This window comes from Yoonia vestfoldensis SKA53, from assembly GCF_000152785.1.
GTDB lineage: Bacteria > Pseudomonadota > Alphaproteobacteria > Rhodobacterales > Rhodobacteraceae > Yoonia > Yoonia vestfoldensis_A.
The window spans coordinates 1,929,413-1,952,217 of record NZ_CH672414.1 but is presented as its reverse complement, the minus strand read 5'-3'; the positions used below and the strand labels follow the sequence as shown (position 1 = coordinate 1,952,217).

Here is a 22,805-nt window from a genome sequence, read left to right as displayed (position 1 = left end):
CCATGACAACGCCAAACCGCAGCTTTCTGCGCGATAATCCGTCGGTTCTGTGGTTCATGGGGCTGCTCGGTCTGTTCACCGTGATCGTGACAATCCTGTCGGAAGGCATGGGCGCGGGCGTGATGTCCACCAACATGGTCAAGATCCTCGGCATGACCCTGTGCCTGTGCCTGATCGCCATCGCGATGGATGTTGTCTGGGGCTATTGCGGCATCCTGAGCCTTGGGCATTTCGCGTTTTTCGGGCTGGGCGGTTACGCCATCGGCATGTGGCTGATGTATGCGCGCACCGAAATCGTGATCCGTGACAATCTGGCCCAAGGGGCGATCCCCGCGACCGAAACCGAAGTGGCCGAAGCCGTCGCCTCCCAGATTTTCGGCGTTGTCGGCAGTTCTGACCTGCCGCTGATCTGGACCTTTGCCGGATCATTGCCCGCGCAGCTGGCGCTGGTCGTGCTGGTGCCGGGGCTGCTGGCGCTGGTGTTTGGCTGGCTGGCATTCCGCAGCCGGGTCACGGGGGTCTATCTCTCGATCCTGACGCAAGCGATGACATTGGCATTGTCCCTGTATCTGTTCCAGAATGACACTGGCCTGCGCGGCAACAACGGGCTGTCGGGGTTGCAGAACATCCCCGGCGCGCTGGACGTGCCGCAGGCGGTAATTTCTGTCTGGTTTTTCTGGGCATCGGCGCTGGCGTTGGGGCTTGGCTATGTGTTGTTCGCTTGGGTGGTGTCGGGCAAGTTTGGCTCTGTTATCCGCGCGATCCGCGATAACGAGGCGCGGGTGCGGTTCCTTGGCTATAATGTCGAAGCCTATAAATTGTTCGTCTTCACCATCACCGCTGTCGTCGCAGGGATCGCAGGCGCGCTTTATTATCCGCAGGCGGGGATCATCAACCCCGCCCAGATCGCGCCCATTGCGTCGATCTATCTGGCGGTCTGGGTCGCCATCGGGGGCAGGGGGCGGCTTTATGGCGCTGTGATCGGGGCTGCCTTCGTGTCGCTGCTGTCAAGCTGGCTGACAGGAGGCGGCGCGCCCAATATCGAACTCGGACCCCTCCGCATCATATGGACCGATTGGTGGTTGGTGCTGCTGGGCCTGGGGTTTGTCGCCGTCACGCTGTTTTTCCCCAAAGGCATCGGCGGGCTGTTTGACTATCTGGTAAGGAGGCAACCATGACCCTGCTGGAAGTCTCGGGCGTTTCGGTCACCTTCGACGGGTTCCGTGCGATCAACAACCTGTCGATTGCGATTGGCGAGCCGGAATTGCGCGCCGTGATCGGGCCGAATGGCGCGGGCAAGACCACCTTCATGGATATCGTTACCGGCAAGACGCGCCCTGACACGGGCCGCGTGCTGTGGGGCGAGCTGTCCACCGATCTGGTCAAACTGTCTGAAAGCCAGATCGCCAAAGCAGGGATCGGGCGCAAGTTCCAAAAACCCACCGTGTTCGAAGACCAGACCGTCAGCGCCAACCTGTCAATGGCTTTGAAAAACAAACGCGGCCCGTTCGCTGTCTTGTCATGGAAGGCGACAGCCGCCGACAAAGCCCGGATCGTTGAACTGGCCGAGGAGGTGGGGCTGGCCGACCGTCTTGACCACCGCGCAGGTGATCTGAGCCATGGGCAGAAACAATGGCTCGAAATCGGGATGCTGCTGGCACAAGACCCGCGTTTGTTGTTGGTCGATGAACCCGCCGCTGGTATGACGCCGGCGGAACGCGAACACACCACTGACCTTTTGAAACGTGCGGCACAGACGCGGGCTGTGGTGGTGATCGAACATGACATGGAATTCATCCGCCGTCTGGATTGCCGCGTGACCGTGCTGCACGAAGGGTCGGTGCTGGCCGAAGGATCCTTGGACCATGTGACCAAGAACCAGCAGGTCATTGATGTCTATCTGGGGCGCTGAGCAATGCTGAAAGTCGAAAACCTGACGCTGCATTATGGTGCGTCGCAGATTCTCTGGGGTGTGTCGTTAGAGGCGCAGGCGGGTGCGGTCACCGCCGTGATGGGCACCAACGGCGTGGGCAAGACCAGTCTTTTGCGCGCCATCGCGGGGCGGCACCCCTATTCGGGCGGCACGATCACGCTGGACGGGCAGCTGCTGGATCATCCCCGCGCAGCAGAGGCCGCACAGGCAGGCATCGCCTATGTCCCGCAGGGGCGCGAGGTGTTTGCGCTGCTGACGGTGACGGAAAACCTGCAAACCGGTTTCGCCTGCCTGCCGCGCAGCGCCCACAAGATCCCTGACCGGATCTATGACCTGTTCCCCGTCCTGCACCAGATGCGCGACAGGCGGGGGGGCGATTTGTCGGGGGGGCAGCAGCAGCAACTGGCGATCGCGCGCGCATTGATCGCGCGGCCAAAGGTGTTGTTGCTGGACGAACCGACCGAAGGCATCCAGCCCAATATCATCAAGCAGATCGGCAAGGTGATAGAACTGCTCCGCGACGAGGGCGAGATCGCCATCGTTCTGGTCGAGCAGTATTTCGACTTTGCCTACAGCCTTGCCGACCAGTTCTGCGTGCTGAACCGGGGCGAGGTGGTGCTGTCGCAACCCGCCAGCGCCGTGACGCGGGATGCGATTCTGCAACGGGTGTCGATCTAGCGGGTGCTACCGCGCGAAAACCAGCATCTCCTGCTTTTGCTCAAAATGGCAGGCGACCATATGGCCGTTGTCGGCATCGGTCATCGGTGGGCGGATCTCGGCGCAGATGGTTTGTGCCTTGGGGCAGCGCGTGCGGAACACACAGCCAGAAGGCGGGCGCAGGGGTGATGGCAATTCGCCTTCCAGCACGGGCCGTTTGCGCGCGCGTTCCAGCACCGGATCGGGGATCGGCACGGACGCGATCAGTGCCTGACTATAAGGATGGCGTGGTCCGGTGGTCAGCGGTTTGCTGTCCGCCAGTTCCATCGTGCGGCCCAGATACATGACCATCACCTTGTCGGACACATGTTTCACCACGCTCAGGTCATGGGCGATAAAGATCATCGACAGCCCCATGTCGCGCTGCAATTCGCGCAAAAGGTTGACCACCTGCGCCTGCACCGACACATCGAGCGCCGACACAGGTTCATCGCAGATCAGCAACTTGGGTTTCAGGATCAGCGCCCGCGCGATCCCGATACGCTGGCACTGGCCGCCGGAAAATTCGTGCGGGTAGCGGTTCACCAGATTGGGCAGCAGGCCCACGCGTTCCATCAGCGCCTGCACGCGGCGGCGAACCTTGGCGCGGGGGACTTTGGGTTCATGCGTGATCAGCGGTTCGGCGATGATATCGCCCACCGTCATGCGCGGGTTCAGGGCGGCCAGCGGGTCCTGAAAGATCATCTGCACATCCTTGCGATGCACGCGGCGCGCCGATGGGGACATGGACGCCAGATCATGCGCTTCGAACATGATGCGCCCATGGCTGGATGGCACAGTGCCGACGATGGCGCGCGCGAGGGTCGATTTGCCCGACCCACTTTCGCCGACAACGCCAAGGCATTGACCGGGGGCAAGATCAAAGCTGATGCCGTTCACGGCATGCAGTTTCTGCGGCTTGGTCCAGGGCCATGCGCCTTGCGGGTGGATATCGAAGGTGACGCTCAGGTCTTGAACGGAAAGGATCGGTTCCATCACGCGACCTCTTCGATTGGCAGATGGCAGGCGCGGCGACGGGTGCCGTCGAAGCTTTCCAAGGCGGGTTTCACGGTCGGGCAATGCGGCATCACCGCCGCACAGCGCGGCGAGAATGGACAACCCGCTGGCAGGCGCGACATGTCGGGCGGTTCGCCCGCGATGGTCAGTAATTCGTCATCGTCGCGGTCAAGGCGCGGCACGGCGCGCAGCAGACCTGCGGTATAAGGATGCGACGGACGCGCAAAGACATCATCTGTCGGCCCTTCTTCCATGATCTGCCCGCCATACAGCACCAATGTCCGGTCACAAGCATCGGCGACGATCCCCAGATCATGGGTGATCAGGATCATCGCTGTGCCGAAATCGCGCCGGATATCGGCCAGCACCCGCATGATCTGCGCCTGCACCGTCACATCAAGGGCGGTGGTCGGTTCATCCGCGATCAACAGGCGCGGTTCGCACAAAAGCGCCATTGCGATCATGATCCGCTGGCGCATCCCGCCGGAAAATTCATGCGGATAGCTGCTGATCCGCGCTTTTGCATCGGGGATACCGACCGCATCCAGCATACGCACCGATTGGGCGATGGCAGCGCGTTTGCTGATCCCTTTGTGCAGGGTCAGCACCTCGGCCATCTGGTCGGAAATGCGGATATAGGGGTTCAGCGATGTCATCGGGTCCTGAAAGATCATCGCGACATCATTTGCCCGGATCGTGTTCAGCGCTTTTTGCGGCATCGCCAGCAGGTCTTGGCCGTCGAACAAAGCCTGCCCTGTCGCTTGGCCGTTGCGGGCAAGCAGGCCCATGATGGCAAAGGCTGTCTGGCTTTTGCCCGACCCGCTTTCGCCGACGATGGCCAGCGTTTCGCCTTTGTCGATGCTGAAATTCACCCCGTTCACCGCGTTCACGGGGCCATCGGCGGTCTGGAAGGTGACGGTCAGGTCTTTTGTTTGCAGCAAGGTCATGTCAGCGGTCCTTGGGGTCGAGCGCGTCACGCAGCCCGTCGCCCACGAAGAAGAACGCAAAAAGCGTCACGATGAAAAAGAATAACGGAAAGGCCAGCTGCCAGATCACGCCGTATCGCATCTGGCCCGCACCTGCCGAAATCAGTGCGCCCAGCGATGTGGCGGGTTCCTGCACGCCCAGCCCCAGAAAGCTGATGAAACTTTCGGTGATGATCATGGTCGGCACCAGCAAGGTGGCATAGACGATGACCAGCCCCAAAAGGTTCGGCACGATATGGCGCAGGATGATCGTCATCGGGCGTACGCCGATGGCGATGGCGGCCTCGACGAATTCCTTGTTTTTCAGGGTCAGTGTCTGGCCTCGCGCGATGCGCGACATATCCAGCCACGAAATCAGCCCGATCCCGATGAACAGCATCAGGATCGACCGGCCAAAGATCACCAGCATCAGGATCAGCACGAACATGAAAGGGATCGCCATCAGGATATCCACAATCCGCATCATGATGCCGTCAGTGCGCCCGCCGAAATAGCCCGCGATCGCGCCGTAAAGCGTGCCAACGATCACTGCGATGGCGGCACCCACGAAACCCACCAGCAACGAAATCCGCGTACCCTGCACTGTGCGCGCATAAAGATCGCGGCCCAGTTCATCGACACCGAAATAATGACCGTTGGCTATACTTGGCCCACCGGCCTGCGCGACATTGCCCATCATCACCCAGTTGATTTCCTGCGCGCTCCACTGCGCCAGAAGCCCGCCGAAGAAGGCAAACAGCGTGATCAGGATCAGCGCGACCAATCCGGCCACTGCGGCCTTGTTGCGCATGAACCGCTGACGCGCGTCTTTCCACAGCGACCGGCCTTGCACCTCTGCCAGATGCGCAGCATCGACCAAAGCAGCGCCGGTTGTCTTGTCGGGATACATCGCGCGCCCTCTAATAGCGGATCTTGGGGTCGATCCATGCGTAAAGCACGTCGACCACAAGGTTGAACAGGATGGTCAGCACGCCGACCAGAATGGTGATCCCCATGATGACCGCATAATCGCGGCTAAAGGCCGAATTGACGAAAAACTGCCCGATCCCGCCGGTCGAGAAATAGACGTCGATCACAACTGATCCGGTGATCATCAGCACGAAAGCAGGCCCCAGATAGGACAGCACTGGCAGCATGGCGGGTTTGAGCGCATGGCCCAGAATGATCCGCCATGTCGGCAGGCCTTTGGCTCGCGCCGTGCGGATGAAACCGGCGTTCAGCACTTCGAGCATCGACGACCGCGTGATCCGCGCAATCGACGCCATGTAGCTGGTGGACAGCGCGATCACCGGCAGGATCAGATATTGCCATTGCCCGCCTTGCCAGCCGCCGCCCGGCAACCAGCCCAGCCACAGCGTAAAGACCAGCACCAGAATAGGCGCCATGACGAAATTGGGCAGCACCTGCGCGCCGACCGAAATGCCCACGGCAAGGTAATCCAGCCATGTGTTGTGTTTGATCGCGGCAACCACGCCCAGCGACACACCGACGATTACGGCGACGACGAAGGACCAGAACCCATAGGTCAGCGTCACCGGAAAGCCCTGCATGATGACATCCGTCACCGTGCGGTCGCGATATTGAAACGAGGGGCCGAAATCGAACCGCGTGACCACGTTGACGATGTAGTCATACATCTGTTTCCAGTAAGGCTGGTCCAACCCGTAACGCGCCTCGAGATTGGCCAGCACTTGCGGCGGCAGCGGGCGTTCGCTGTTGAACGGCCCGCCGGGGGCCGCGAACATCAGCATGAACGACAAGACGATCAGGATCAGGATCGTCGGGACCGCAATCGCCAAGCGCTTTAGCACGAAATTGAACATGGCAGTCTCCGCTGCAACAAACGACAACCTGCGCCCCCGTCAGGAAGGCGCAGGTCAGGTTTCAAACCATCAGTCTATTCGCCAGCGACCTTATAAAGTTCGCGGCTATACCAGTTTTGTTCGACGTTATCGACAGGCCAGCCCTTCAGTTCGGGGTTGAACATGTACCCGTCGGCATAATGGTAGATCGGGATGATCGGCACCTCTTCGGCGATGATCTGCTCGACGCGGGTATAGTTCGGCTGCGGGTCTGCGGCTGTCTTGGCCTCTGCCATCAGCTGATCGACTTCTGCATTCGAATATTTCGCATCGTTGTAGCCCGAATTGGTGGTCACGAGATCAAGAAAGGTCGATGCCTCGTTGTAATCACCACACCATGCGCCACGGGCCATTTCAAAGTTCTGGTTGCCGCGGGTCTGCAAAAAAGTCTGCCATTCCTGATTGGCCAGCGTTGTCTGGATACCCAGCGTCTGCTGCCACATCTGGCCAAGGGCCACGGCGATGTTCCGGTGCGCCTCGTCCGTGTTGTACAGCAATTCGATGCTCAGCGGCTCACCACCAATGCCGTAACCGGCTTCGGTGATCAGCGCGACCGCCATGGCGTTGCGGTCTTCCTGCGTCATGTCGGCAATCGGCAGATCGGGCAGGGTGAAACCAGCAGTGCGCACGGGGGTAAAGTTATAGGCTGCCGTTTGGCCTGCACCCAAAACGTTGTTCACGATCACGTCGCGGTTCACGGCAAGGTTCATCGCCTGACGCACGCGCACGTCCTGCAACGCCTCTGGCCCACCTTCGGACAGATTGAAGTTATAATAATAGGAACACAGGCGCGGAATGCTGATGGCCTGATCGGGATATTCGGCAGACAGACGCTGATACTGGCCCGGGGGCACCTCGGTGCGGTCAAGCTCGCCTGCCAGATAGCGGGTCAGGCCCTGATTGGCATCATTGATCACCAAGGATGTGACTTCGTCGATGATCGTGTTTTCGTTGTCCCAGTACATGTCGTTGCGCACGCGCACCAGACGTTCCTGCGGGACATGTTCGCGCAGCACATAGGCCCCGTTGGACACGATGTTTTCGGGGCGTGTCCAGGTGTCGCCATGTTCCTCGACCGTGGCGGGATGCACAGGGAAAGTCGTGGAATGCGTCGTCATCTGCGCGAAATAGGGCAGGGGCTGCGACAGGGTCACAACAAAGGTGCTCTCATCCGGGGCTGTGACGCCCAGTGCGTCCTTGTCCATGTCGCCCGCGATGATGGCGGCGGCGTTTTCGATGGACATCAGCTCCATGAACCACGCGTATTCGGACGCAAGTGCCGGATCAACGGCGCGTTTCCATGCGTAAACAAAATCGCTGGCCAGCACCGGATCTCCGTTCGACCAGCGGGCATTGTCACGCAGGGTGAAAGTATAAGTCAGCCCGTCCTCGGACACTTCGAAACCTGTCGCCACGCCGGGGACAAGGTTCCCAGCGGCATCCTGATTCATCAGACCTTCGAACAGGTCGCGCACGACCTCTGCGCCAGTCACATCCTCGACCACCTGAGGATCGACAGAGGAATGTTCATCCAGCACGCGATAGGTAAAGGTCTGTACCTCGGCCAGCGCCTCGCCTGTTACGGGGTGGGTTGCCTGTGCATTGGCGGCGATAGCCGACAGCAAAACGATAGCGCTGCTAGCCTTGAGTAGAGTTTTGAGTGTCACGATAATCTCCCTGTTGCCTCTGTTTGGAAGGGCTGTTGGCACATGCCTCAGATTGGTTGAGTCCGGTATCCGACGCTTGGACGCGCAACTCTCGGATGCAATGTCCGGATTGACAAGAGCATAGAGCAAGTGCCGCCACGGCAGGCCCCCAGATCAGACTGACAGATGCCCGCCAATTTTGCCGACATGCCTTTTGAATAGGCAACAAAAAATATGCTCATCTGTCACACCCTTGAATTTATACGCGTTGGTGCCTTGTTCGGAAACTGTCAGGGACCAGCAAGGTGCTGTCGATCATAAAAAAATGTGCAGCAGCCGCCTGTTGTGGCGCTGCCCTGCGGCACGCGCCTGACATATTATCTTGGTTGTACCGGGCTGTCGACGACGACTGGGTACATTGCTGGACGGGGCGGGCGGGGCTATGACGTGAGCCGGTCTGACTATTGTCGCCTCTTGCTTTTGCGGCACCTGTGCCGAGGCAATTGAGCCGCATTCGACGCCTTGCGCGTTATTGAACCGCCCCATGCCCTGCAGGTGTTCGCAGTCGGCACCGGCGCGACAAACCTGATCTATCGCGATGCAGTGCCTTTTCGTTTCACGCCGCCATGGCCACGCCAGCTACAGCTGTCACTTTGCCGTATTGCGCAATCTGCCGCATCTTTGGCTGCTGCTGATCACGACAGCACAGAAAATATGCCATGATCGCCATGGACCCCACGCTGAAGCCTGAACCGGTTTGCCCGGTCGGCATGTTATTTGCATGAACTTTTGGCGTCACGCGAAGGATATATACCTTGCCCATCAAGCCGCCATCTCAGCATTTGTCAGTGGTCAACGATTCCCATGTCGCGGCCAATCATGGCCGCATGCGCGCGGTTGCGTGCTCCAAGCTTGCGGCAGATCGTGCGCATGTGCATCTTGATCCGCGCTTCGTTCATATCAAGATTGTTGGCGATATGCTTGTTCGTCATGCCAGATGCCGCCATCTGCAAGACCGCCAATTCACTTTCGCTCAGGAGCGATTGTCCGCGGGCATCGCCGGGGGTTATGCGGTTTTCGGCTGGTATGAACATCTGCCCAGACTGGATAAGCCGCAGGACACTGCCCAAGGACTGAAGCGGCAGGGTTTTCGGCACAAGACCCCGCACACCGACCTCGATCGCGCGTGCCACGGTATGCGTGTCAGCATTGGCCGAAAACAGCACCACATTCGCGTCACCAGCGGCATCGACCACCTTTTTGATGCTGTTGATCCCGTCCATCCCAGGCATGCGCAGATCAAGCATGACAATGGAATAGGGCGGTTCTGAGATGATTTTTTCCAAGGTCGAGGAGAGGCTATCCGAGATTTCGACATCGAACCCCTCGCTCATCGACAGCGAAAGCGAGACGGATTCCGCAATCAATCGGTGGTCATCAGCGACAAGTATCCGGGTCATGGCTGCTGACCGACGAGAAAACGTATTTGTGTCACTAACTTGCCTCCCTTACGTTTCCGCACATCTGATGCGTGCATCGAAAGATATTTAATACCTTATAAAGTGATTTTGTATAAGCTGCGTCCGCAAGTTCCCCGTGTAAAGTTCTTAAACTAGTAAAAGGAAAAGTAACACGACAACTTAAGATAACTTTATATCTAAAGTTAGCTTTATATTGCTTTTGGGCGCTGTTATCCGTCCGTTGGGGGATAGTGATTGTGCTGCGGCGAAGTTTTCAAGAATCATGCGGCATGCGCGCCGCGTCACCGAAAGACTTGTTTGCGGCCAGTGCATGGTCTGATGATACCTTATCTTGCTGCACGGGGTGGACAGATGCTGATGCACCCCGAACAGGCAGGAATATTCATTCCGACCCGTCGCGTAAGATGATGGCCCAGACCGCCGCAGGCACTGATTTTTCAAAACTGCGCGCGCCCCCTGCGGTCGCGCTATTGCGCGGATGCAGGCATTTGGTGCGCATCGGTCGCGATCCCCGCATAGCCGGTGATGCGTTTTGTATCCGGAACAAAAGTATGGTACTCGTAAAGCCTCGGGCTGATAGCACCCTGTGCTATGAGACCGAAAAGTTTTTACCTTTAACTATTTCTTAACGTACTCAGGCCGAGGTATTCGCGGACTGAAGGGGTGTCATGGCGTCCGCTACATCCATTTTTCTTGTGCCATTGAAATCACGCCGTTTTTTCGTCGTGGCGATTGTCCTTTTTCTTCTTCTGACTTGCATATTAATACTATTTAACGCCGCATCGCTGCAGCAACGGCTCAAGACGATGCGTGACACTGCGGCCGAAGCTGCGCGCGCGCAGTTGGTCGATCTTGATGTGATCCATGGCGCACTGGTGCTGGCGGCAGATGGTCTTTTGCTGGCCCGTTCCGATCCAGAATTAGAGTCGCAAAACGGTTTGGCCCGGTTGAACCTTTTGTTCGACGGATTTTCACAACGCGTTGAAGCGGCCATGGTCTTGTTGTCTGATCCTGATCTAGCTCCCGATCTTGGCGAAAAACTTGTGGCGCTTGATGCGGTCCGCAACGCGCTCGCGGAGCGGATTGATGCGATAGATCCAACCGACGCGCATACGATTCTTGTTGTGACGACACGCCTGCACGCGGCTGCACAGATCGTGCAAGACATCACGGCTGCGACTGAATTGTATGCTGTCCGTACAGCTGAGATCGCGCAGCAGGCTGAACGGTCATTTTTGCGACAGCTTTGGATCCACAATATCGTGGCGATCGTGGCCATGTTGTTGGTGGTGGCTGGCCTGTCCTTGTGGCGTCGCGTCGAAGGTCGGGCGCAGCGCCTGTCAGGCATCTTGGGCAAGGCATGCGATTCTGCCGTGGACGCGATCATCGTTATCGACGCGGATGGCAGGATATTGCTGACTAACCAAACGGTGACCCGCGTTTTTGGCGTGCGGGGCGACGATCTGGCCGGGCATCACATCGGCGCGCTGATCGACATGCAAGACGTGCAGCCAACCAATGCGCAACCAGACGATGCCGCTGTGACGCCGCCGCTGATCACTACGGGTGTGATGCGTGTCATGGCGCGCCGATCGAACGGGCCGTCATTCCCAGCAGACCTATCCGTAACAGCTGATATCGACCTTGATGGCCGCCCGATCATGATCGTGTTCATCCGCGACATGACCGCCGCCGCCGCCGCCGAAGACCAGCTGCGCATCGAACGCTTGGGCGCAGAAAGGAACGCTGCGGCCAAGACTGCCTTTCTGGGGATGATGAGCCATGACATGCGCACGCCGCTGCAGGGCATGATCGCAGCACTTGATTTGCTGGACCAGACAGGAATGGACCAAGTCGGCCGCAACCTGGTGCAGACAGCGCGTGACTGCAGCCTGCGTGCCTTGCAACAGATCAATGATGTGCTGGACATGACGCGGTTGAATGGGCAGCCGCAGCAAAAGGTTCTGTTCGATCCCACAGCCATCGTCGCCGAGATCCTGAACGAATTGACCCCGCTGGCCGCTGGGCAGAATACCCAGCTTGCCCTGCGCGTGGAACAGGGCGACACGCCGTTACCGTCCTTTGTCGGCACGCCGCCCGCCTTTGTGCGCGCGATCTACAATCTTGTCGGAAATGCGGTCAAATTCACGGCGAATGGGCGTGTTACCGTCGCGTTATCTTTCCGTGAGACCAGCGTAGGAAAGTTCACGCTCGACGTGGCGGTGGTGGACACAGGCGTCGGAATAGCGCTAGAAAAGCAAGAGAGTTTGTTTGAAGAGTTTAAAATGTTAAATGGTGATCGTGCGCACCCGCGCGAGGGTGCCGGGCTTGGTTTGGTTATTGCAAATGCTGCTGTCAAGCAGATGAACGGCGCCTTGGGTCTGACAAGCAGCCCCGGTGAAGGAAGCACCTTCAGTTTCAGTATTGATCTGTCGACAGCCACTGCCAGCGCCTCTGCGCAGACTCTGTCGCAGCCTGCAGCGCAGAACCGGCATGAAAAATCCTTGGTCGGGCCGCGCAACATTCTGGTGGTTGATGACAATGCAATCAACCTTTCGCTTCTTGCTGCGGTGGTTCGCCAGCTTGGGCATAGCGTCGATGAAGCAAAGGATGGCAGCATCGCTGTCGGTCTTGCCGCAATGCGGGCCTATGACGTCATTTTTATGGATGTGAACATGCCGGACATGGACGGCTATACAGCATCCCGCATCATCCGCGCAGGTGGTCCGTCTTGCGATGCGATGATTGTCGCGGTGACAGCCTATACCAATATACACTACAGCGACGAGGTGCGGAATGCAGGCATTGATGGCGTATTGACCAAACCCACGACGCAAGACGAGATTGCGGCGGTTCTGGATGGATACTTGCCACAAGAAACTGCGCCCGCACCCACACCAGTAGCGGGCGACCCCGAACGCACCGAGGTGCAGCGCGCTATTACCGCTTTGTCGGAAACGTTGGGTGACGACAATGCGATCAGGCTGATGAAGGCTGGGCTGACAGAAGTTGCCGAATTGTTGGATGCGCTGGATGCACATCCCGACGCAGATGATCAGGCTGCTGCCGCGATCCATCGCGTGGTCGGATCGACCGCGGTTTTGGGGTTTTCAGGATTGTCCAAAACGCTCTGCGCCGCCGAACAAGCCGCAAATGCGCGCGACAGGCAAAAGCTGTGGAGCTTGCTCGAAACGGTCAAGTCTGACAGCGCCAGTCTATCTAGGGCCTTGGCCGCCCACACCGCCTGACTAAAAGATCATTGTCTGTTCACTGAGCGCGAGCTGGACGAAACGAGGCGTCTGCGGGGGTTGCCCTAGCTGCGCCTGTTCTTATTATTCAAGATGCCGCTTTCAATGGCCAGTGCAAGTGACACATCCGTACACGGAAGGCGCAAGGATGCATCAGCGATCGCGCGTCTTTGAAGCGAGAAATTGTTTTTTGAAAATGTCCTGCTGCAGATAATCACCGGCACGTCGGGCAAAGCCAGCTTGACGGCGATCAACTGTTCGACAGCATCATTCATGTCCACGATCAGGTCAATATTCAGCACAAGCGCGACGCTGTCGTGCGACTTGTCCATCGCGGCCTCTGCTGCGTCTTCGAGGCTGGCGAAGGTTTCGAAGGATTTTGCCGTCGCGGCCACATTGCTGACCTTTGGGTATAAAGTGCCGCCCGTTTGATCAACGATATAGATCGTACGGTCTTCAATCAGCTCTGGCGCGATCAGATCGAAACTCGCGGTCTCAGTGTCGAATAATAGCTGATCGTCGCGCAGCTGATTGCCGGTCACGACCTCGCCGTCCACCCAGGAGCGAATATCATAGAAAAGACCGCGCAAACCTGTGGGTCTGTTCAGTTTGGCTGCCGAGGTGTTGATGTTGATAAGCGACATGGTCAGATCAGCTCTATCCGTTGATCAGTCCCTTCCATCCAAGGGAAATACAGCGTATTTTTACCATGCCGCCAACGGATACATCATCAATCCGGAAGTATTAAAAATCTATCTTTCGACATGTTTCATTCCAAAGATCGAATTATGTGGGCTTTATTTGCGAGCAACGATGCCGGTGTGCGCCGCTAACGCCCAGTCTGCTGTCAGAACATTGCGGCAGACCCAGGGTGCTTACACCAACACAAAGGCCCGGAAAGCAGATCAAGAAATATGTTCATGTTGGCCCTTGACCTTCCAGTAACTGGAACACCCATGTCGAATGCAGATGCATCAATCGGGTTGGAGAAACCATGCAGTTTCAGATCGACAAGATGGGGTGCGGTGGATGCGCCAGATCCATTACTGCCACGATCCACACGCTCGACCCAGCGGCGGATGTCGTCATCGACTTGCCAACGAAGCGCGTCGCGGTGACATCAAAGGCTGACGGCATGGCCATCGAACAGGCCCTGTCGCAGGCCGGTTTCCCGCCACGACGGATTGCATGACCAGCATTGGCACAACAGGCCATGGATTGCGATTGGCGCTGTTGCCGGTTCTTTTGCTGATCGCGTTATTTGCCGGGCTGCCGGGCGATGCCGCGCTGGTCATGCCGGTGGTATCGCATGTGAACCATCCGGTCGCGCCAGCTGTGGCTGACACGTCAGGACGTCATCCAGCGATCATCATCCCACCACCCCGAGCGGTGCTCGTTTGACCGTGCAAGACATTCAGATATCCAGGAGAAAAAAATGAACACCGTTAAAACACTTTTTGCGACCACACTTGTTGCAACCACTTTCGCATTTGCAGCGCATGCGCAGGACCCTGTGTTCCAGCTTCCCGAACAATGCAATGTCGTTCCCGCGATGGGCGCGATGGCCCATGGCGCCATGGGCCATGGGGGCATGCATGGTGACCAATCCGGTGACATGGGGTCCGGCATGATGGGGATGATGGACATGGAAGATGTCGATCTTGAATCAATGCCCGAACATGTGCAGGACAACATGCGCCGCATGATGATCAGCATGCCCGCCATGCAGGACGGCATGATGAACGAGGACGCAGATGTGGCCTTTGCCTGCGGGATGATCGCCCACCATCAGGGTGCCATTGATATGGCACAGGTGTTGATCGCGCATGGGAAAGACCCACAGATGCTTGCCCTCGCCAATCAGATCATCGCCGCGCAGGTGGTCGAGATGGAAGAGATGCGCAATTGGTTGGCTGAAAACGCCAACTGACCCAACCAGGACCGCGCGGTGCAAACTGCGCGGTTTTGCGCAAAATGGCGCGGCGGTTCGCACAGCGTGTCGATGGGCGATTTGGGCCAATACAGAAATGAATGCTACTGCAGACCTCTGGTCCGGCCGGGGCGAACAATAAATTATCACCGCTGAAAGCCGTTACTGTAACAAGGTTGGGAGCTTTCAAATGGTTGACATCAAAGCCCATCACTTGGCCGAAAGCGCCCTGTCTGAGCGGCGCATGACATCGGTGCCGCCTACGCCGCTTGGTGGGGCCTCTGCATCTGCGCAAAAAATGCTTCAAACAGATCGTGCTACGGCAAGCGTCCAAACGGCGATCTCGATCAGGGCGCAAATCTATCAAGCCGTCAGCGCGCTCAGGTCGTCGCTTGAAACGCTGGCTGGAGCCAACGAGAGCAACAAGATCGCGCAGCCGCCCGTAAGTGGCGCGCCGGACGGGATCAGCCGGACTGCATTGTCATCCGACCCAATCACGCGGCCACAAGGCACGTCCCAGATCATCGTTGTGAGATTTGCCCAATATGCGCAACAGGGGACAATTCTGCTGCCGCCCGCTGGCCCAGTCAAGCTGTCCACCGGCACCACCGATCACACAGTTGCGATTGGCGCTGGCAATGACAGTTTGCAGTCCCTTGTCCAAAGCCTGAATGGCCTCTCCGGCCTGAAAGCTTGGCTGCTACAGACACGGCAGGGTCTTGCACTTGTCGTGAAAAGCCTTCCTGGCACGGCGCATGCGCTGCAACCGGCGTCGATCAAGACAATTTTACATGTTCTGCAAGCGGCTTTGCCGCCCCAAGGCCAGCCGCTTGTCGGGTCTGTTGACGAAATTCCGGCCACGGATGGCGTAGCGGTGGAGCCTCGCATCGTTCTGACATTGCAAAATCACGCATATCTGCGTCCAAAAGAGACTATTGCCGCGCTGCAATTGCGGGTGGCGTCCTTGATCCGTGAAGTGAATGCGATACAGACCTTCCTTGCGGGCATCGTAAAACGTGGCGTGGTCAGCGGCACCGACATCAGCCCGCAAGACGGAATACTCGCGCAAACTCTGCTTGACCGGCTGCGCAAGATCACAACCCGTCCGGTTTATGGCTTTGCGTCAAATCCTGTTTTGCCCGCCGACATCGGGCTTGACGTCGGCGAGGACGGTTTACTGACGTTCAACGCGGGTTCGTTTGACAGGATGTCCGAGGATAGGCTGGACCTGCTTGCCGCGATGCTCGGCCCCGATGGCAACCATGATGACATGGTCCCGACACCTGATATCCAAGCGGCAGACCTGCTGAAACAAGGTGTCTATACGCTGATCTACAACCCGACACAGACGCCCGTCATGGCGACGTTGGACGGGTTCCCCCTGCAATTATCCCACGATCCGGACGGCCGGCCAGTTTTGACCCTTGGCGCAGAAGATCAACACCTTGCCATCGTCCTGCCCATGGATGCGCCCGTGGCAGCCAAGCTTGTTTACCGGCTGAGCCTGTTTGATCAGTTGGCCGAGATCACCGCCACAACCTTGTCGCCCGATGCCCCGCACCTGCAATCTGGTACGGTGCATGATATTGGTGTCGCATCGGCCAAAAGAGACGACGCGTCAGTCGATAACATGATCCTTGCCGTATTGGCGCAGGCGGTCGACCAATCCGACATGGCGCAGCCGGCACAGAGTAATACAATGCCTGTGCAAGCGGCCGAGTTGCTTTTTTACCTACTTTGGATCGGTTTGTTTGTGCCCAGGGTTGATCGTGACCGGCGCAAAAAGCAGCATCCGGAAAGGCGGCCAATACCGCATGGCGCTTCTGTTCGTATTATTTGGCAATCGCCGCCGCCAAGCGCGCAAGGTGACCTCTGAAGGCCGCGCCTTGGATCTAATCGCCGGATGCACCCTGATCTTGGCCCCCGAAAGTGGATTGGGGTAGGACAAATCGTCAGGGACCAGCGTGTCTTGTCTGCCCGCACAGTTGAACGACTCACGGTCGATGACATCGCCCCAACAGACAATCTGTCGATCCAGATGGGCGGAACCGGGCGCGCGTTGCCGCCACCCCAGCCCAGCGACGGCAGCTTCGCGTTTTGCGGATCGCGGAGCAATGCGATGCATCACGCGAATCCTCTGACAAGGCGAAGTCGAAAAAGCCACATTTGGATGGCTCAACTTCGCCTAAGTACTCTGATTTTGCAGTATACCTTAGGATACAAAAATTTTATTATTTTACAACAGCTTAAAAAACATCACAAAATTGTCATACTAAATTTATTACGAATATTTACCACTTGACGAAACATTCCTGCGCGTAACTTTATTGCGTACCACCTTTCGGATGGGCCAGCTGAAAGGTTCACCCCGTAAGAAAATGCCACAAAGTGGCGACGGATAAGACGCGGGGAAGAGCACGATGTTGAAGTCAATTTTGGTTCCTGTGCGTGGCGATGGCATGGTTGCGACCGTGCTTGCCCACGCAGCACAGCTGGCAAAGCAGCATGATGCACAGGTCAATGTTGTGCATTGTCGCGTCCAGCCTCAGGACCTTCTGCCGCAAGGCGTTCCGCTGAACGACTTTGCGCGCAAGGTGATGCTAGAGCAGGCGGTCGAGCTTGCCAACCGGCAGGAAGACCACCTGCGGGGCATCCTGCATCGTCTGGCGCGTGAATTCGGGCTGAGCGAAGATGCCAGCGAAGCCGGCACCGCCACTTGCACATTTACCGAAGAACCCGGGCGCATGGCCGATGTGGTGCGGCATGCGGGTCGCCTGACCGATCTGATCGTCCTTCCCAAGCCTCAGCGGGAAAACAATTTGGGGCCGACTTCGCTCAAATCGGCGCTCTATGGGGCGGGTCGCCCAGTGCTGATCTGTCCGGGACAATTGCAGCCTGACGCGACGTTCGCACAGCATGTGGCAGTCGGCTGGAACGGATCGCTGCCAGCGGCGCGCGCTGTCGCGTCGTCATTGGACATCGTGCATGCGGCCAAGCGCGTCAGCATTCTGACCGGCGGTAAATTGCAACCGCACGGCCCGACGGCCGAGGAATTGGTCGCCTATTACGCCATCCGCGGGATCACCGCCGAGATTGTTCACTTTGATGGCAAGGACCCAGCAACTGCGCTTTTGGCCACCTGCAAAAGCATCGGGGCCAGCCTGCTGGTAACAGGCGCCTATAGCCATAGCCATGAGACCGAAATGCTGTTTGGCGGCAATACGCAGCGCATCGTGGATGACACCGAGATGCCGGTTCTGATGGCGCATTGATGCATCATCCCATCAGCGCGCGCCGCCGCAATGCGGCGTTTTGTAAGAATTAAGCAAGGCCGCGCAGAACGCGGAAATATCAGCCCGGGACAACCGGACATACCAGGGAGGAACCCACCATGAAACTTACCAAAAGACTTTTTCTTGCGCTGGCAGCCAGCACCACAATCGCGACCCTGCCAATGGCGGCCTTCGCCGAAGACTGGCAGCCCAAACGCCCGATTGATTTCACCATCATGGCAGGCGCCGGCGGCGGTGCGGATCAGATCGCGCGCTTCATTCAATCCGTGGTCGAGGAAAACAGTCTGACCAATCGCCCGTTGATCCCCACCAACCGGGGTGGCGGTTCTGGGGCGGAGTCGTTGCTGCACCTCAAGGACGCCCGTGACCCTGATCACACCCTGATGGTCACGCTCAATTCCTTCTATACGACACCGATCCGTCAGGAAGCCCTGGGCGTCGATATCGAAACCTTTACCCCGATCGTCATGATGGGTGTCGATCCGTTTGTTCTGTGGGTCCACAAGGATTCAGGCATCACCACCTTCGAGGACTTTGTCGCAAAGGTGCGGGACATGGACGGCGAATTCGTCATGGGCGGCACCGGCACTGGCCAGGAAGACTCGATTGTCATCGCGTACATGTCCGGCGCCTACGACCTCAAGGTCAAGTATATCCCTTATGATGGCGGTGGTGCCGTGGCCAAAGATCTTGCGGGCCAGCAGATCATGGCGACAGTCAACAACCCGGCCGAGGCCAAGGGGTTTTACGAGTCCGGCGATTTCGTGCCGCTCCTTAGCTTCTCGGACGAACGGATGGACGCCTATCCTGACGTGCCGACCCTGAAGGAAATGGGCCACGATTTCTCTTATTACAACCAGCGGGCTGTCGTGGGCGCACCGGGCATGTCGGCTGAAGCGGCTGCCTATTACCGCGAGATATTCGGCTCGGTTTACGACAGCGAAAAGTGGCAAGGATACCTTGTCTCGGAAAGCCTGTCCCCGATGGTGATGGATGAGGCCGAGACCCGCGCCTATTGGGCGACCCAAGTCCAGAACCATCGCACGCTTCTGTCTGAATTGAACAACTGAGCCAAAAGGCAGGAAAGAGGGCAGTCATGCGCCAAGGTGAGATATCTCTTGTTGGGCTTTTGGCCCTCTTTTCTCTCTACCTGATATGGAAGAGCACCGAACTTCCAATCGGCTATATCAGAGGACAGGGGCCAGGCGGCGGATTCTGGCCCTTTTGGCTTGCTCTGGGCATGCTGCTAAGCTGCTTGGCCAGTGCCTGGAAATGGTGGCGCACGCAATCGCCTGCGTCGCGGTCGGACGAACCGTTTATGGATGCTTTCGGGTGGCGGACACTGCTTTATGTCGGGGGCAGCGTCATCGCTTTTGTCGGGCTGATCTCGATTGTGTCAATGTATGGCGCGGTTGCGGTGTTTCTTTTGTATTACTTGCGCTTCCTTGGGCGGCATTCATGGTTTCTGACTTTGGCGATTTCGCTGTCGTTACCAATTGGGCTGTTCTTCTTCTTCGAGGCCGTGATGCTGATTTCGATGCCTCAAGGGTTGTCATTCACCCAGCCCGCCTTCGATCTGATGTACGACATCATCTACTGAAATCCCCCAGACCCGAGGTCTTCTATGGAAGTCATGTCCTTTCTTGCCGATGGAATCTTGTTGGCGCTTGAGCCAATCAATCTTGCCTTGATCATCGCCGGTGTCACTGTCGGGCTATTTATCGGGGCGATGCCCGGTCTGGGTTCAGTGAACGGCGTTGCGATCCTTTTGCCGATCACGTTCCTTGTGCCACCAAACTCGGCGATCATTTTTCTTGCGGCGATCTATTACGGCGCGATGTACGGAGGGGCGATTTCATCTGTGACATTGGGGATCCCCGGCGCGTCGACGGCTGTGGCGACAACCTTTGATGGCCGTCCACTGGCGCTTCAAGGGCGCGCAAGTCTGGCACTGGTGACTGCGGCGCTGGCCTCATTCGTTGGTGGGACTGTTGCCACTGTCCTATTCACGCTTTTCGCGCCTGTTCTCGCATCGACGGCGTTGTCTTTTGGGCCACCGGAAATTTTTGCGCTGATGCTACTGGCCTTTGCTACTTTCGTGGGTCTTGGCGGCGACGACATTCCCAAGACTGTCTTTTCGATCTGCCTTGGCCTTGTTTTGGCGGCCGTCGGGTTTGACACGATTTCCGGCGAGCCGCGGATGGTGCTGTTCGAGATCGACGGTTTCATGCGCGGGATCGGCTTTATCGTACTGGCTATCGGCGTCTACGGGATTGGGGAAATGCTGTGGACAATCGAGCAGACCCGAGGTGAAGTCACCACAACAAACCCCAAGATGACGGCAAAAGGCATGATGTCGGACGCCAAGGAAGCCGCACAGCGCGGATGGAAGGGGACCGCGATCGGATCGCTCATTGGGTTCTTCGTGGGGATCCTGCCAGCGGCGGGCGCGACACCGGGTTCGCTGATGTCTTACGGCGTGGCCAAGATGTTGTCGAAAACGCCCGAAGAATACGGCAAAGGCTCTCCGGATGGTGTGGCAGCCCCCGAATCAGCGAACAACTCTGCCTCGACAGGCTCGATGTTGCCGATGCTGACGCTGGGCATTCCTGGTTCGCCGACAACAGCGATCCTGCTGGGCGGCATGGTGATCTGGGGCCTGACACCGGGACCGCGGCTTTTCATTGACCAGAGCGAGTTCGTCTGGGGCCTGATCGGTTCCTTCTACATCTCGAATATCGCGGCGCTCGTGATCAACCTGGCCTTCATTCCATTGTTTGTGTGGATGCTCAGGATGCCGTTCACGATCCTGGCGCCGCTGATCTTTGTGCTGTCTATCGTCGGCGGCTTTGCGGCCTCCCGCAGCATACACGACCTTTGGCTCATCGTGATTTTCGGGCTTTCGGCGTTCTTTCTGCGCAAGTTCGACTATCCGCTGGCCCCCGCAGTGCTGGCCATCGTGCTGGGCCCGATCGCCGAACCCACGCTGCGCCAGTCCCTGCTGCTGTCGTCGGGTGATCCAATGATCTTTTTGACCCGTCCCATTGCAGGGCCGATCACGGTCATCGCGATCATCTTGATCCTGTTGCCCGCTGTAAAGCTTTTGCGGCGCAAGAAGACTTTTGCAAAAAACTGATCGCACGCTAGCCACCGCCCGGCGTGTCGGATTTAATAAGACGACCAACAAGAGAGAAAATTGATGCACACACTCGCAGACTTGATCCAGCGACATCCTGAAACTGCAAATGCCATTGGTGCCCCTGGGCGGGACTGGATGACCTATGGACAACTGAACAGCCTGACGCGCACGGTTCGGACATTCCTGCGGAGCGCCGGTATCGGCGCGCAGGACCGTGTGGCGATCGTGTTGCCCAATGGGCCAGAGATGGCAGCAGCTTTTGTGACCGTGGCGCAATCCGCCACCACCGCACCGCTTAACCCGGCCTATAAAGAAGACGAATTTGCCTTCTACCTCGCTGACCTCAAAGCCCGCGCAATCATACTCGAGGCAGGTTATGACGGTCCTGCGCGCGCGGCGGCCGCGCGTTTTGATCTGACCGTGTTAGAGCTGACAGCGACCGAACCTGCAGGTACCTTCACGCTTTCGACCAATGTGACCGGCACGGCTGTAGACACAGTCCCCACAGCGGATGACGTGGGGCTGATCCTGCATACCTCTGGGACAACGTCGCGCCCAAAGATCGTGCCGCTGCTGCAATCCAACATCGCCGCCTCGGCCCGCCACATCAGCGCGTCACTGGCGTTGACGCCTGCTGACCGCTGCATGAACGTGATGCCGCTTTTTCATATCCACGGCCTGATCGCTGCCGTGTCGTCCAGCCTTGCCGCCGGCGGCTCGGTCTGGTGCGCGCCGGGTTTCGACGCGCTCAAGTTCTTCGGCTGGATGGAAGACGCGCAACCGACGTGGTACACCGCAGTCCCAACCATGCACCAAGCGATCCTCGCCCGCGCGGGTCGCAATGCCGAAACGATCGCAAAAGTGCCGCTGCGGTTTTTGCGCTCCTCCTCGGCGTCGCTGCCCGGTCCGGTCATGGAGGCGCTGGCCGACACCTTTAAGGCCCCGGTGATCGAAGGCTATGGCATGACCGAAGCCGCGCATCAGATGGCATCTAACCCGCTGGGCGCAGGCAAACAGAAACCCGGATCGGTTGGGATCGAGGCCGGGCCGCTGGTGCGCGTCGCCCATGAGGTGGAAAACCGGCTGGTTGCTGGTGTGGGCGAGATCGTCATCTCTGGCCCCAACGTGACCCCGGGATACGAGGGCAACCCCGAGGCCAACGAAAAGAACTTCTTTGAGGCTGAAAACCGGCGCTGGTTCCGCACCGGCGATCAGGGCGAGTTCGACGCCGAAGGCTATCTGACCCTGACTGGTCGCTTGAAGGAGATCATCAACCGCGGCGGCGAGAAGATATCACCGCTGGAGGTGGATGGCGTGCTGTCGGCGCATCCCGCGGTCGCGCAGGTTGTTACCTTTGCCATACCGCATGACAAGCTGGGCGAAGATGTCGGCGCCGCCGTCGTGCTGAAAGAAGGCCATACCGCCACCGACCGCGATATCCGTGATTTCGCAAGCGCACAGCTGGCTGCCTTCAAGGTGCCGCGCAAGATCCTGATCCTCGACGATATCCCGAAGGGCGCGACCGGCAAGCTGCAACGCATTGGCTTGGCCGAGAAACTGGGGTTGGTGTAAAA

At 58.2% G+C, this 22,805-nt stretch carries 21 protein-coding genes; 13 read left to right on the top strand and 8 right to left on the bottom strand.

What is annotated here, in order from left to right; translation table 11 throughout:
- Positions 1-2 precede the first annotated feature (2 nt).
- Genes urtC through urtE form a run of 3 tightly spaced genes read left to right on the top strand, consistent with a single transcriptional unit; the run spans position 3 to position 2,611 of the window.
- On the top strand, positions 3-1,178 hold the full coding sequence (gene urtC, locus SKA53_RS09500; protein WP_007205922.1) for an urea ABC transporter permease subunit UrtC: 1,176 nt from the start codon (positions 3-5) through the stop codon (positions 1,176-1,178).
- Positions 1,175-1,912 carry an urea ABC transporter ATP-binding protein UrtD gene (gene urtD / locus SKA53_RS09495; RefSeq protein ID WP_007205921.1) on the top strand — a complete coding sequence of 246 codons (738 nt, stop codon included), beginning with the start codon at positions 1,175-1,177 and terminating at the stop codon, positions 1,910-1,912. Before urtC ends, urtD begins: the two co-directional genes overlap by 4 nt.
- A 3-nt stretch (positions 1,913-1,915) precedes the next feature.
- The gene (urtE, locus tag SKA53_RS09490) at positions 1,916-2,611 is read left to right on the top strand and encodes an urea ABC transporter ATP-binding subunit UrtE (protein WP_007205920.1); all 696 of its coding nucleotides are present in this window, start codon (positions 1,916-1,918) and stop codon (positions 2,609-2,611) included.
- Positions 2,612-2,617: 6 nt separating this feature from the next.
- Here the strand turns inward: urtE and SKA53_RS09485 are convergent, their stop codons facing one another.
- From SKA53_RS09485 to SKA53_RS09455, 7 genes are all read right to left on the bottom strand, one after another.
- Complete coding sequence (locus SKA53_RS09485; RefSeq protein WP_007205919.1) at positions 2,618-3,625, bottom strand: oligopeptide/dipeptide ABC transporter ATP-binding protein; 1,008 nt, start codon at positions 3,623-3,625, stop codon at positions 2,618-2,620.
- On the bottom strand, positions 3,625-4,593 hold the full coding sequence (locus tag SKA53_RS09480; RefSeq protein WP_007205918.1) for an oligopeptide/dipeptide ABC transporter ATP-binding protein: 969 nt from the start codon (positions 4,591-4,593) through the stop codon (positions 3,625-3,627). Before SKA53_RS09480 ends, SKA53_RS09485 begins: the two co-directional genes overlap by 1 nt.
- A gap of 1 nt (position 4,594) precedes the next feature.
- Entirely contained in the window at positions 4,595-5,521 is a 927-nt protein-coding gene (locus SKA53_RS09475) for an ABC transporter permease subunit (RefSeq protein WP_007205917.1), read from the bottom strand.
- Between the two features lie 10 nt (positions 5,522-5,531).
- Positions 5,532-6,455: an oligopeptide ABC transporter permease OppB gene (oppB, locus tag SKA53_RS09470; RefSeq protein WP_007205916.1), complete on the bottom strand. Its 924-nt coding sequence runs from the start codon at positions 6,453-6,455 to the stop codon at positions 5,532-5,534.
- A 74-nt stretch (positions 6,456-6,529) separates the two neighbouring features.
- Complete coding sequence (locus SKA53_RS09465) at positions 6,530-8,161, bottom strand: peptide ABC transporter substrate-binding protein (RefSeq protein ID WP_040482900.1); 1,632 nt, start codon at positions 8,159-8,161, stop codon at positions 6,530-6,532.
- A gap of 595 nt (positions 8,162-8,756) precedes the next feature.
- Positions 8,757-8,963 (bottom strand): hypothetical protein, encoded by a 207-nt coding sequence (locus SKA53_RS09460; RefSeq protein WP_040482899.1) that lies wholly within the window; start codon positions 8,961-8,963, stop codon positions 8,757-8,759.
- 22 nt (positions 8,964-8,985) lie between these two features.
- Entirely contained in the window at positions 8,986-9,600 is a 615-nt protein-coding gene (locus SKA53_RS09455) for a response regulator transcription factor (protein WP_007205913.1), read from the bottom strand.
- 827 nt (positions 9,601-10,427) lie between these two features.
- Here SKA53_RS09455 and SKA53_RS09450 point away from each other — a divergent pair.
- Complete coding sequence (locus SKA53_RS09450; RefSeq protein WP_165474495.1) at positions 10,428-12,869, top strand: hybrid sensor histidine kinase/response regulator; 2,442 nt, start codon at positions 10,428-10,430, stop codon at positions 12,867-12,869.
- Between the two features lie 65 nt (positions 12,870-12,934).
- Here SKA53_RS09450 and SKA53_RS09445 read toward each other — a convergent pair whose 3' ends face one another.
- On the bottom strand, positions 12,935-13,513 hold the full coding sequence (locus tag SKA53_RS09445; protein WP_007205910.1) for a hypothetical protein: 579 nt from the start codon (positions 13,511-13,513) through the stop codon (positions 12,935-12,937).
- Between the two features lie 350 nt (positions 13,514-13,863).
- On the opposite strand from SKA53_RS09445, the gene SKA53_RS15250 reads away from it, so the two are divergent.
- The 9 genes from SKA53_RS15250 to SKA53_RS09405 all read left to right on the top strand — a co-directional run bounded on the left by SKA53_RS15250 (position 13,864) and on the right by SKA53_RS09405 (position 22,803).
- Positions 13,864-14,061 carry a heavy-metal-associated domain-containing protein gene (locus SKA53_RS15250; protein ID WP_007205909.1) on the top strand — a complete coding sequence of 66 codons (198 nt, stop codon included), beginning with the start codon at positions 13,864-13,866 and terminating at the stop codon, positions 14,059-14,061.
- On the top strand, positions 14,058-14,270 hold the full coding sequence (locus tag SKA53_RS09440) for a hypothetical protein (RefSeq protein ID WP_007205908.1): 213 nt from the start codon (positions 14,058-14,060) through the stop codon (positions 14,268-14,270). Before SKA53_RS15250 ends, SKA53_RS09440 begins: the two co-directional genes overlap by 4 nt.
- Positions 14,271-14,304: 34 nt before the next feature.
- A complete protein-coding gene (locus tag SKA53_RS09435; RefSeq protein ID WP_007205907.1) occupies positions 14,305-14,799 on the top strand; it encodes a DUF305 domain-containing protein in 495 nt (164 codons plus the stop codon).
- Positions 14,800-15,097: 298 nt separating this feature from the next.
- Positions 15,098-16,675 (top strand): hypothetical protein, encoded by a 1,578-nt coding sequence (locus SKA53_RS09430; RefSeq protein ID WP_207327934.1) that lies wholly within the window; start codon positions 15,098-15,100, stop codon positions 16,673-16,675.
- 544 nt (positions 16,676-17,219) lie between these two features.
- Entirely contained in the window at positions 17,220-18,071 is an 852-nt protein-coding gene (locus SKA53_RS09425; RefSeq protein WP_007205905.1) for a universal stress protein, read from the top strand.
- Positions 18,072-18,253: 182 nt separating this feature from the next.
- The gene (locus tag SKA53_RS09420) at positions 18,254-19,162 is read left to right on the top strand and encodes a Bug family tripartite tricarboxylate transporter substrate binding protein (protein WP_242601255.1); all 909 of its coding nucleotides are present in this window, start codon (positions 18,254-18,256) and stop codon (positions 19,160-19,162) included.
- A gap of 26 nt (positions 19,163-19,188) precedes the next feature.
- Positions 19,189-19,692: a tripartite tricarboxylate transporter TctB family protein gene (locus tag SKA53_RS09415; protein ID WP_040482898.1), complete on the top strand. Its 504-nt coding sequence runs from the start codon at positions 19,189-19,191 to the stop codon at positions 19,690-19,692.
- 24 nt (positions 19,693-19,716) lie between these two features.
- Entirely contained in the window at positions 19,717-21,228 is a 1,512-nt protein-coding gene (locus SKA53_RS09410) for a tripartite tricarboxylate transporter permease (RefSeq protein WP_007205902.1), read from the top strand.
- Positions 21,229-21,288: 60 nt separating this feature from the next.
- The gene (locus SKA53_RS09405; protein WP_431607684.1) at positions 21,289-22,803 is read left to right on the top strand and encodes an acyl--CoA ligase; all 1,515 of its coding nucleotides are present in this window, start codon (positions 21,289-21,291) and stop codon (positions 22,801-22,803) included.
- Positions 22,804-22,805 lie beyond the last annotated feature (2 nt).

Excerpts from the sequence above, each read along its gene's own strand:
- urtC (WP_007205922.1), top strand. The coding sequence starts at position 3 with ATGACAACGCCAAACCGCAGCTTTCTGCGCGATAATCCGTCGGTTCTG.
- urtD (WP_007205921.1), top strand. The coding sequence starts at position 1,175 with ATGACCCTGCTGGAAGTCTCGGGCGTTTCGGTCACCTTCGACGGGTTC.
- urtE (WP_007205920.1), top strand. The coding sequence starts at position 1,916 with ATGCTGAAAGTCGAAAACCTGACGCTGCATTATGGTGCGTCGCAGATT.
- SKA53_RS09485 (WP_007205919.1), bottom strand. The coding sequence starts at position 3,625 with ATGGAACCGATCCTTTCCGTTCAAGACCTGAGCGTCACCTTCGATATC.
- SKA53_RS09480 (WP_007205918.1), bottom strand. The coding sequence starts at position 4,593 with ATGACCTTGCTGCAAACAAAAGACCTGACCGTCACCTTCCAGACCGCC.
- SKA53_RS09475 (WP_007205917.1), bottom strand. The coding sequence starts at position 5,521 with ATGTATCCCGACAAGACAACCGGCGCTGCTTTGGTCGATGCTGCGCAT.
- oppB (WP_007205916.1), bottom strand. The coding sequence starts at position 6,455 with ATGTTCAATTTCGTGCTAAAGCGCTTGGCGATTGCGGTCCCGACGATC.
- SKA53_RS09460 (WP_040482899.1), bottom strand. The coding sequence starts at position 8,963 with ATGGGCAAGGTATATATCCTTCGCGTGACGCCAAAAGTTCATGCAAAT.
- SKA53_RS09455 (WP_007205913.1), bottom strand. The coding sequence starts at position 9,600 with ATGACCCGGATACTTGTCGCTGATGACCACCGATTGATTGCGGAATCC.
- SKA53_RS09450 (WP_165474495.1), top strand. The coding sequence starts at position 10,428 with ATGCGTGACACTGCGGCCGAAGCTGCGCGCGCGCAGTTGGTCGATCTT.
- SKA53_RS09445 (WP_007205910.1), bottom strand. The coding sequence starts at position 13,513 with ATGTCGCTTATCAACATCAACACCTCGGCAGCCAAACTGAACAGACCC.
- SKA53_RS15250 (WP_007205909.1), top strand. The coding sequence starts at position 13,864 with ATGCAGTTTCAGATCGACAAGATGGGGTGCGGTGGATGCGCCAGATCC.
- SKA53_RS09440 (WP_007205908.1), top strand. The coding sequence starts at position 14,058 with ATGACCAGCATTGGCACAACAGGCCATGGATTGCGATTGGCGCTGTTG.
- SKA53_RS09435 (WP_007205907.1), top strand. The coding sequence starts at position 14,305 with ATGAACACCGTTAAAACACTTTTTGCGACCACACTTGTTGCAACCACT.
- SKA53_RS09430 (WP_207327934.1), top strand. The coding sequence starts at position 15,098 with ATGCTTCAAACAGATCGTGCTACGGCAAGCGTCCAAACGGCGATCTCG.
- SKA53_RS09425 (WP_007205905.1), top strand. The coding sequence starts at position 17,220 with ATGTTGAAGTCAATTTTGGTTCCTGTGCGTGGCGATGGCATGGTTGCG.
- SKA53_RS09420 (WP_242601255.1), top strand. The coding sequence starts at position 18,254 with ATGGCGGCCTTCGCCGAAGACTGGCAGCCCAAACGCCCGATTGATTTC.
- SKA53_RS09415 (WP_040482898.1), top strand. The coding sequence starts at position 19,189 with ATGCGCCAAGGTGAGATATCTCTTGTTGGGCTTTTGGCCCTCTTTTCT.
- SKA53_RS09410 (WP_007205902.1), top strand. The coding sequence starts at position 19,717 with ATGGAAGTCATGTCCTTTCTTGCCGATGGAATCTTGTTGGCGCTTGAG.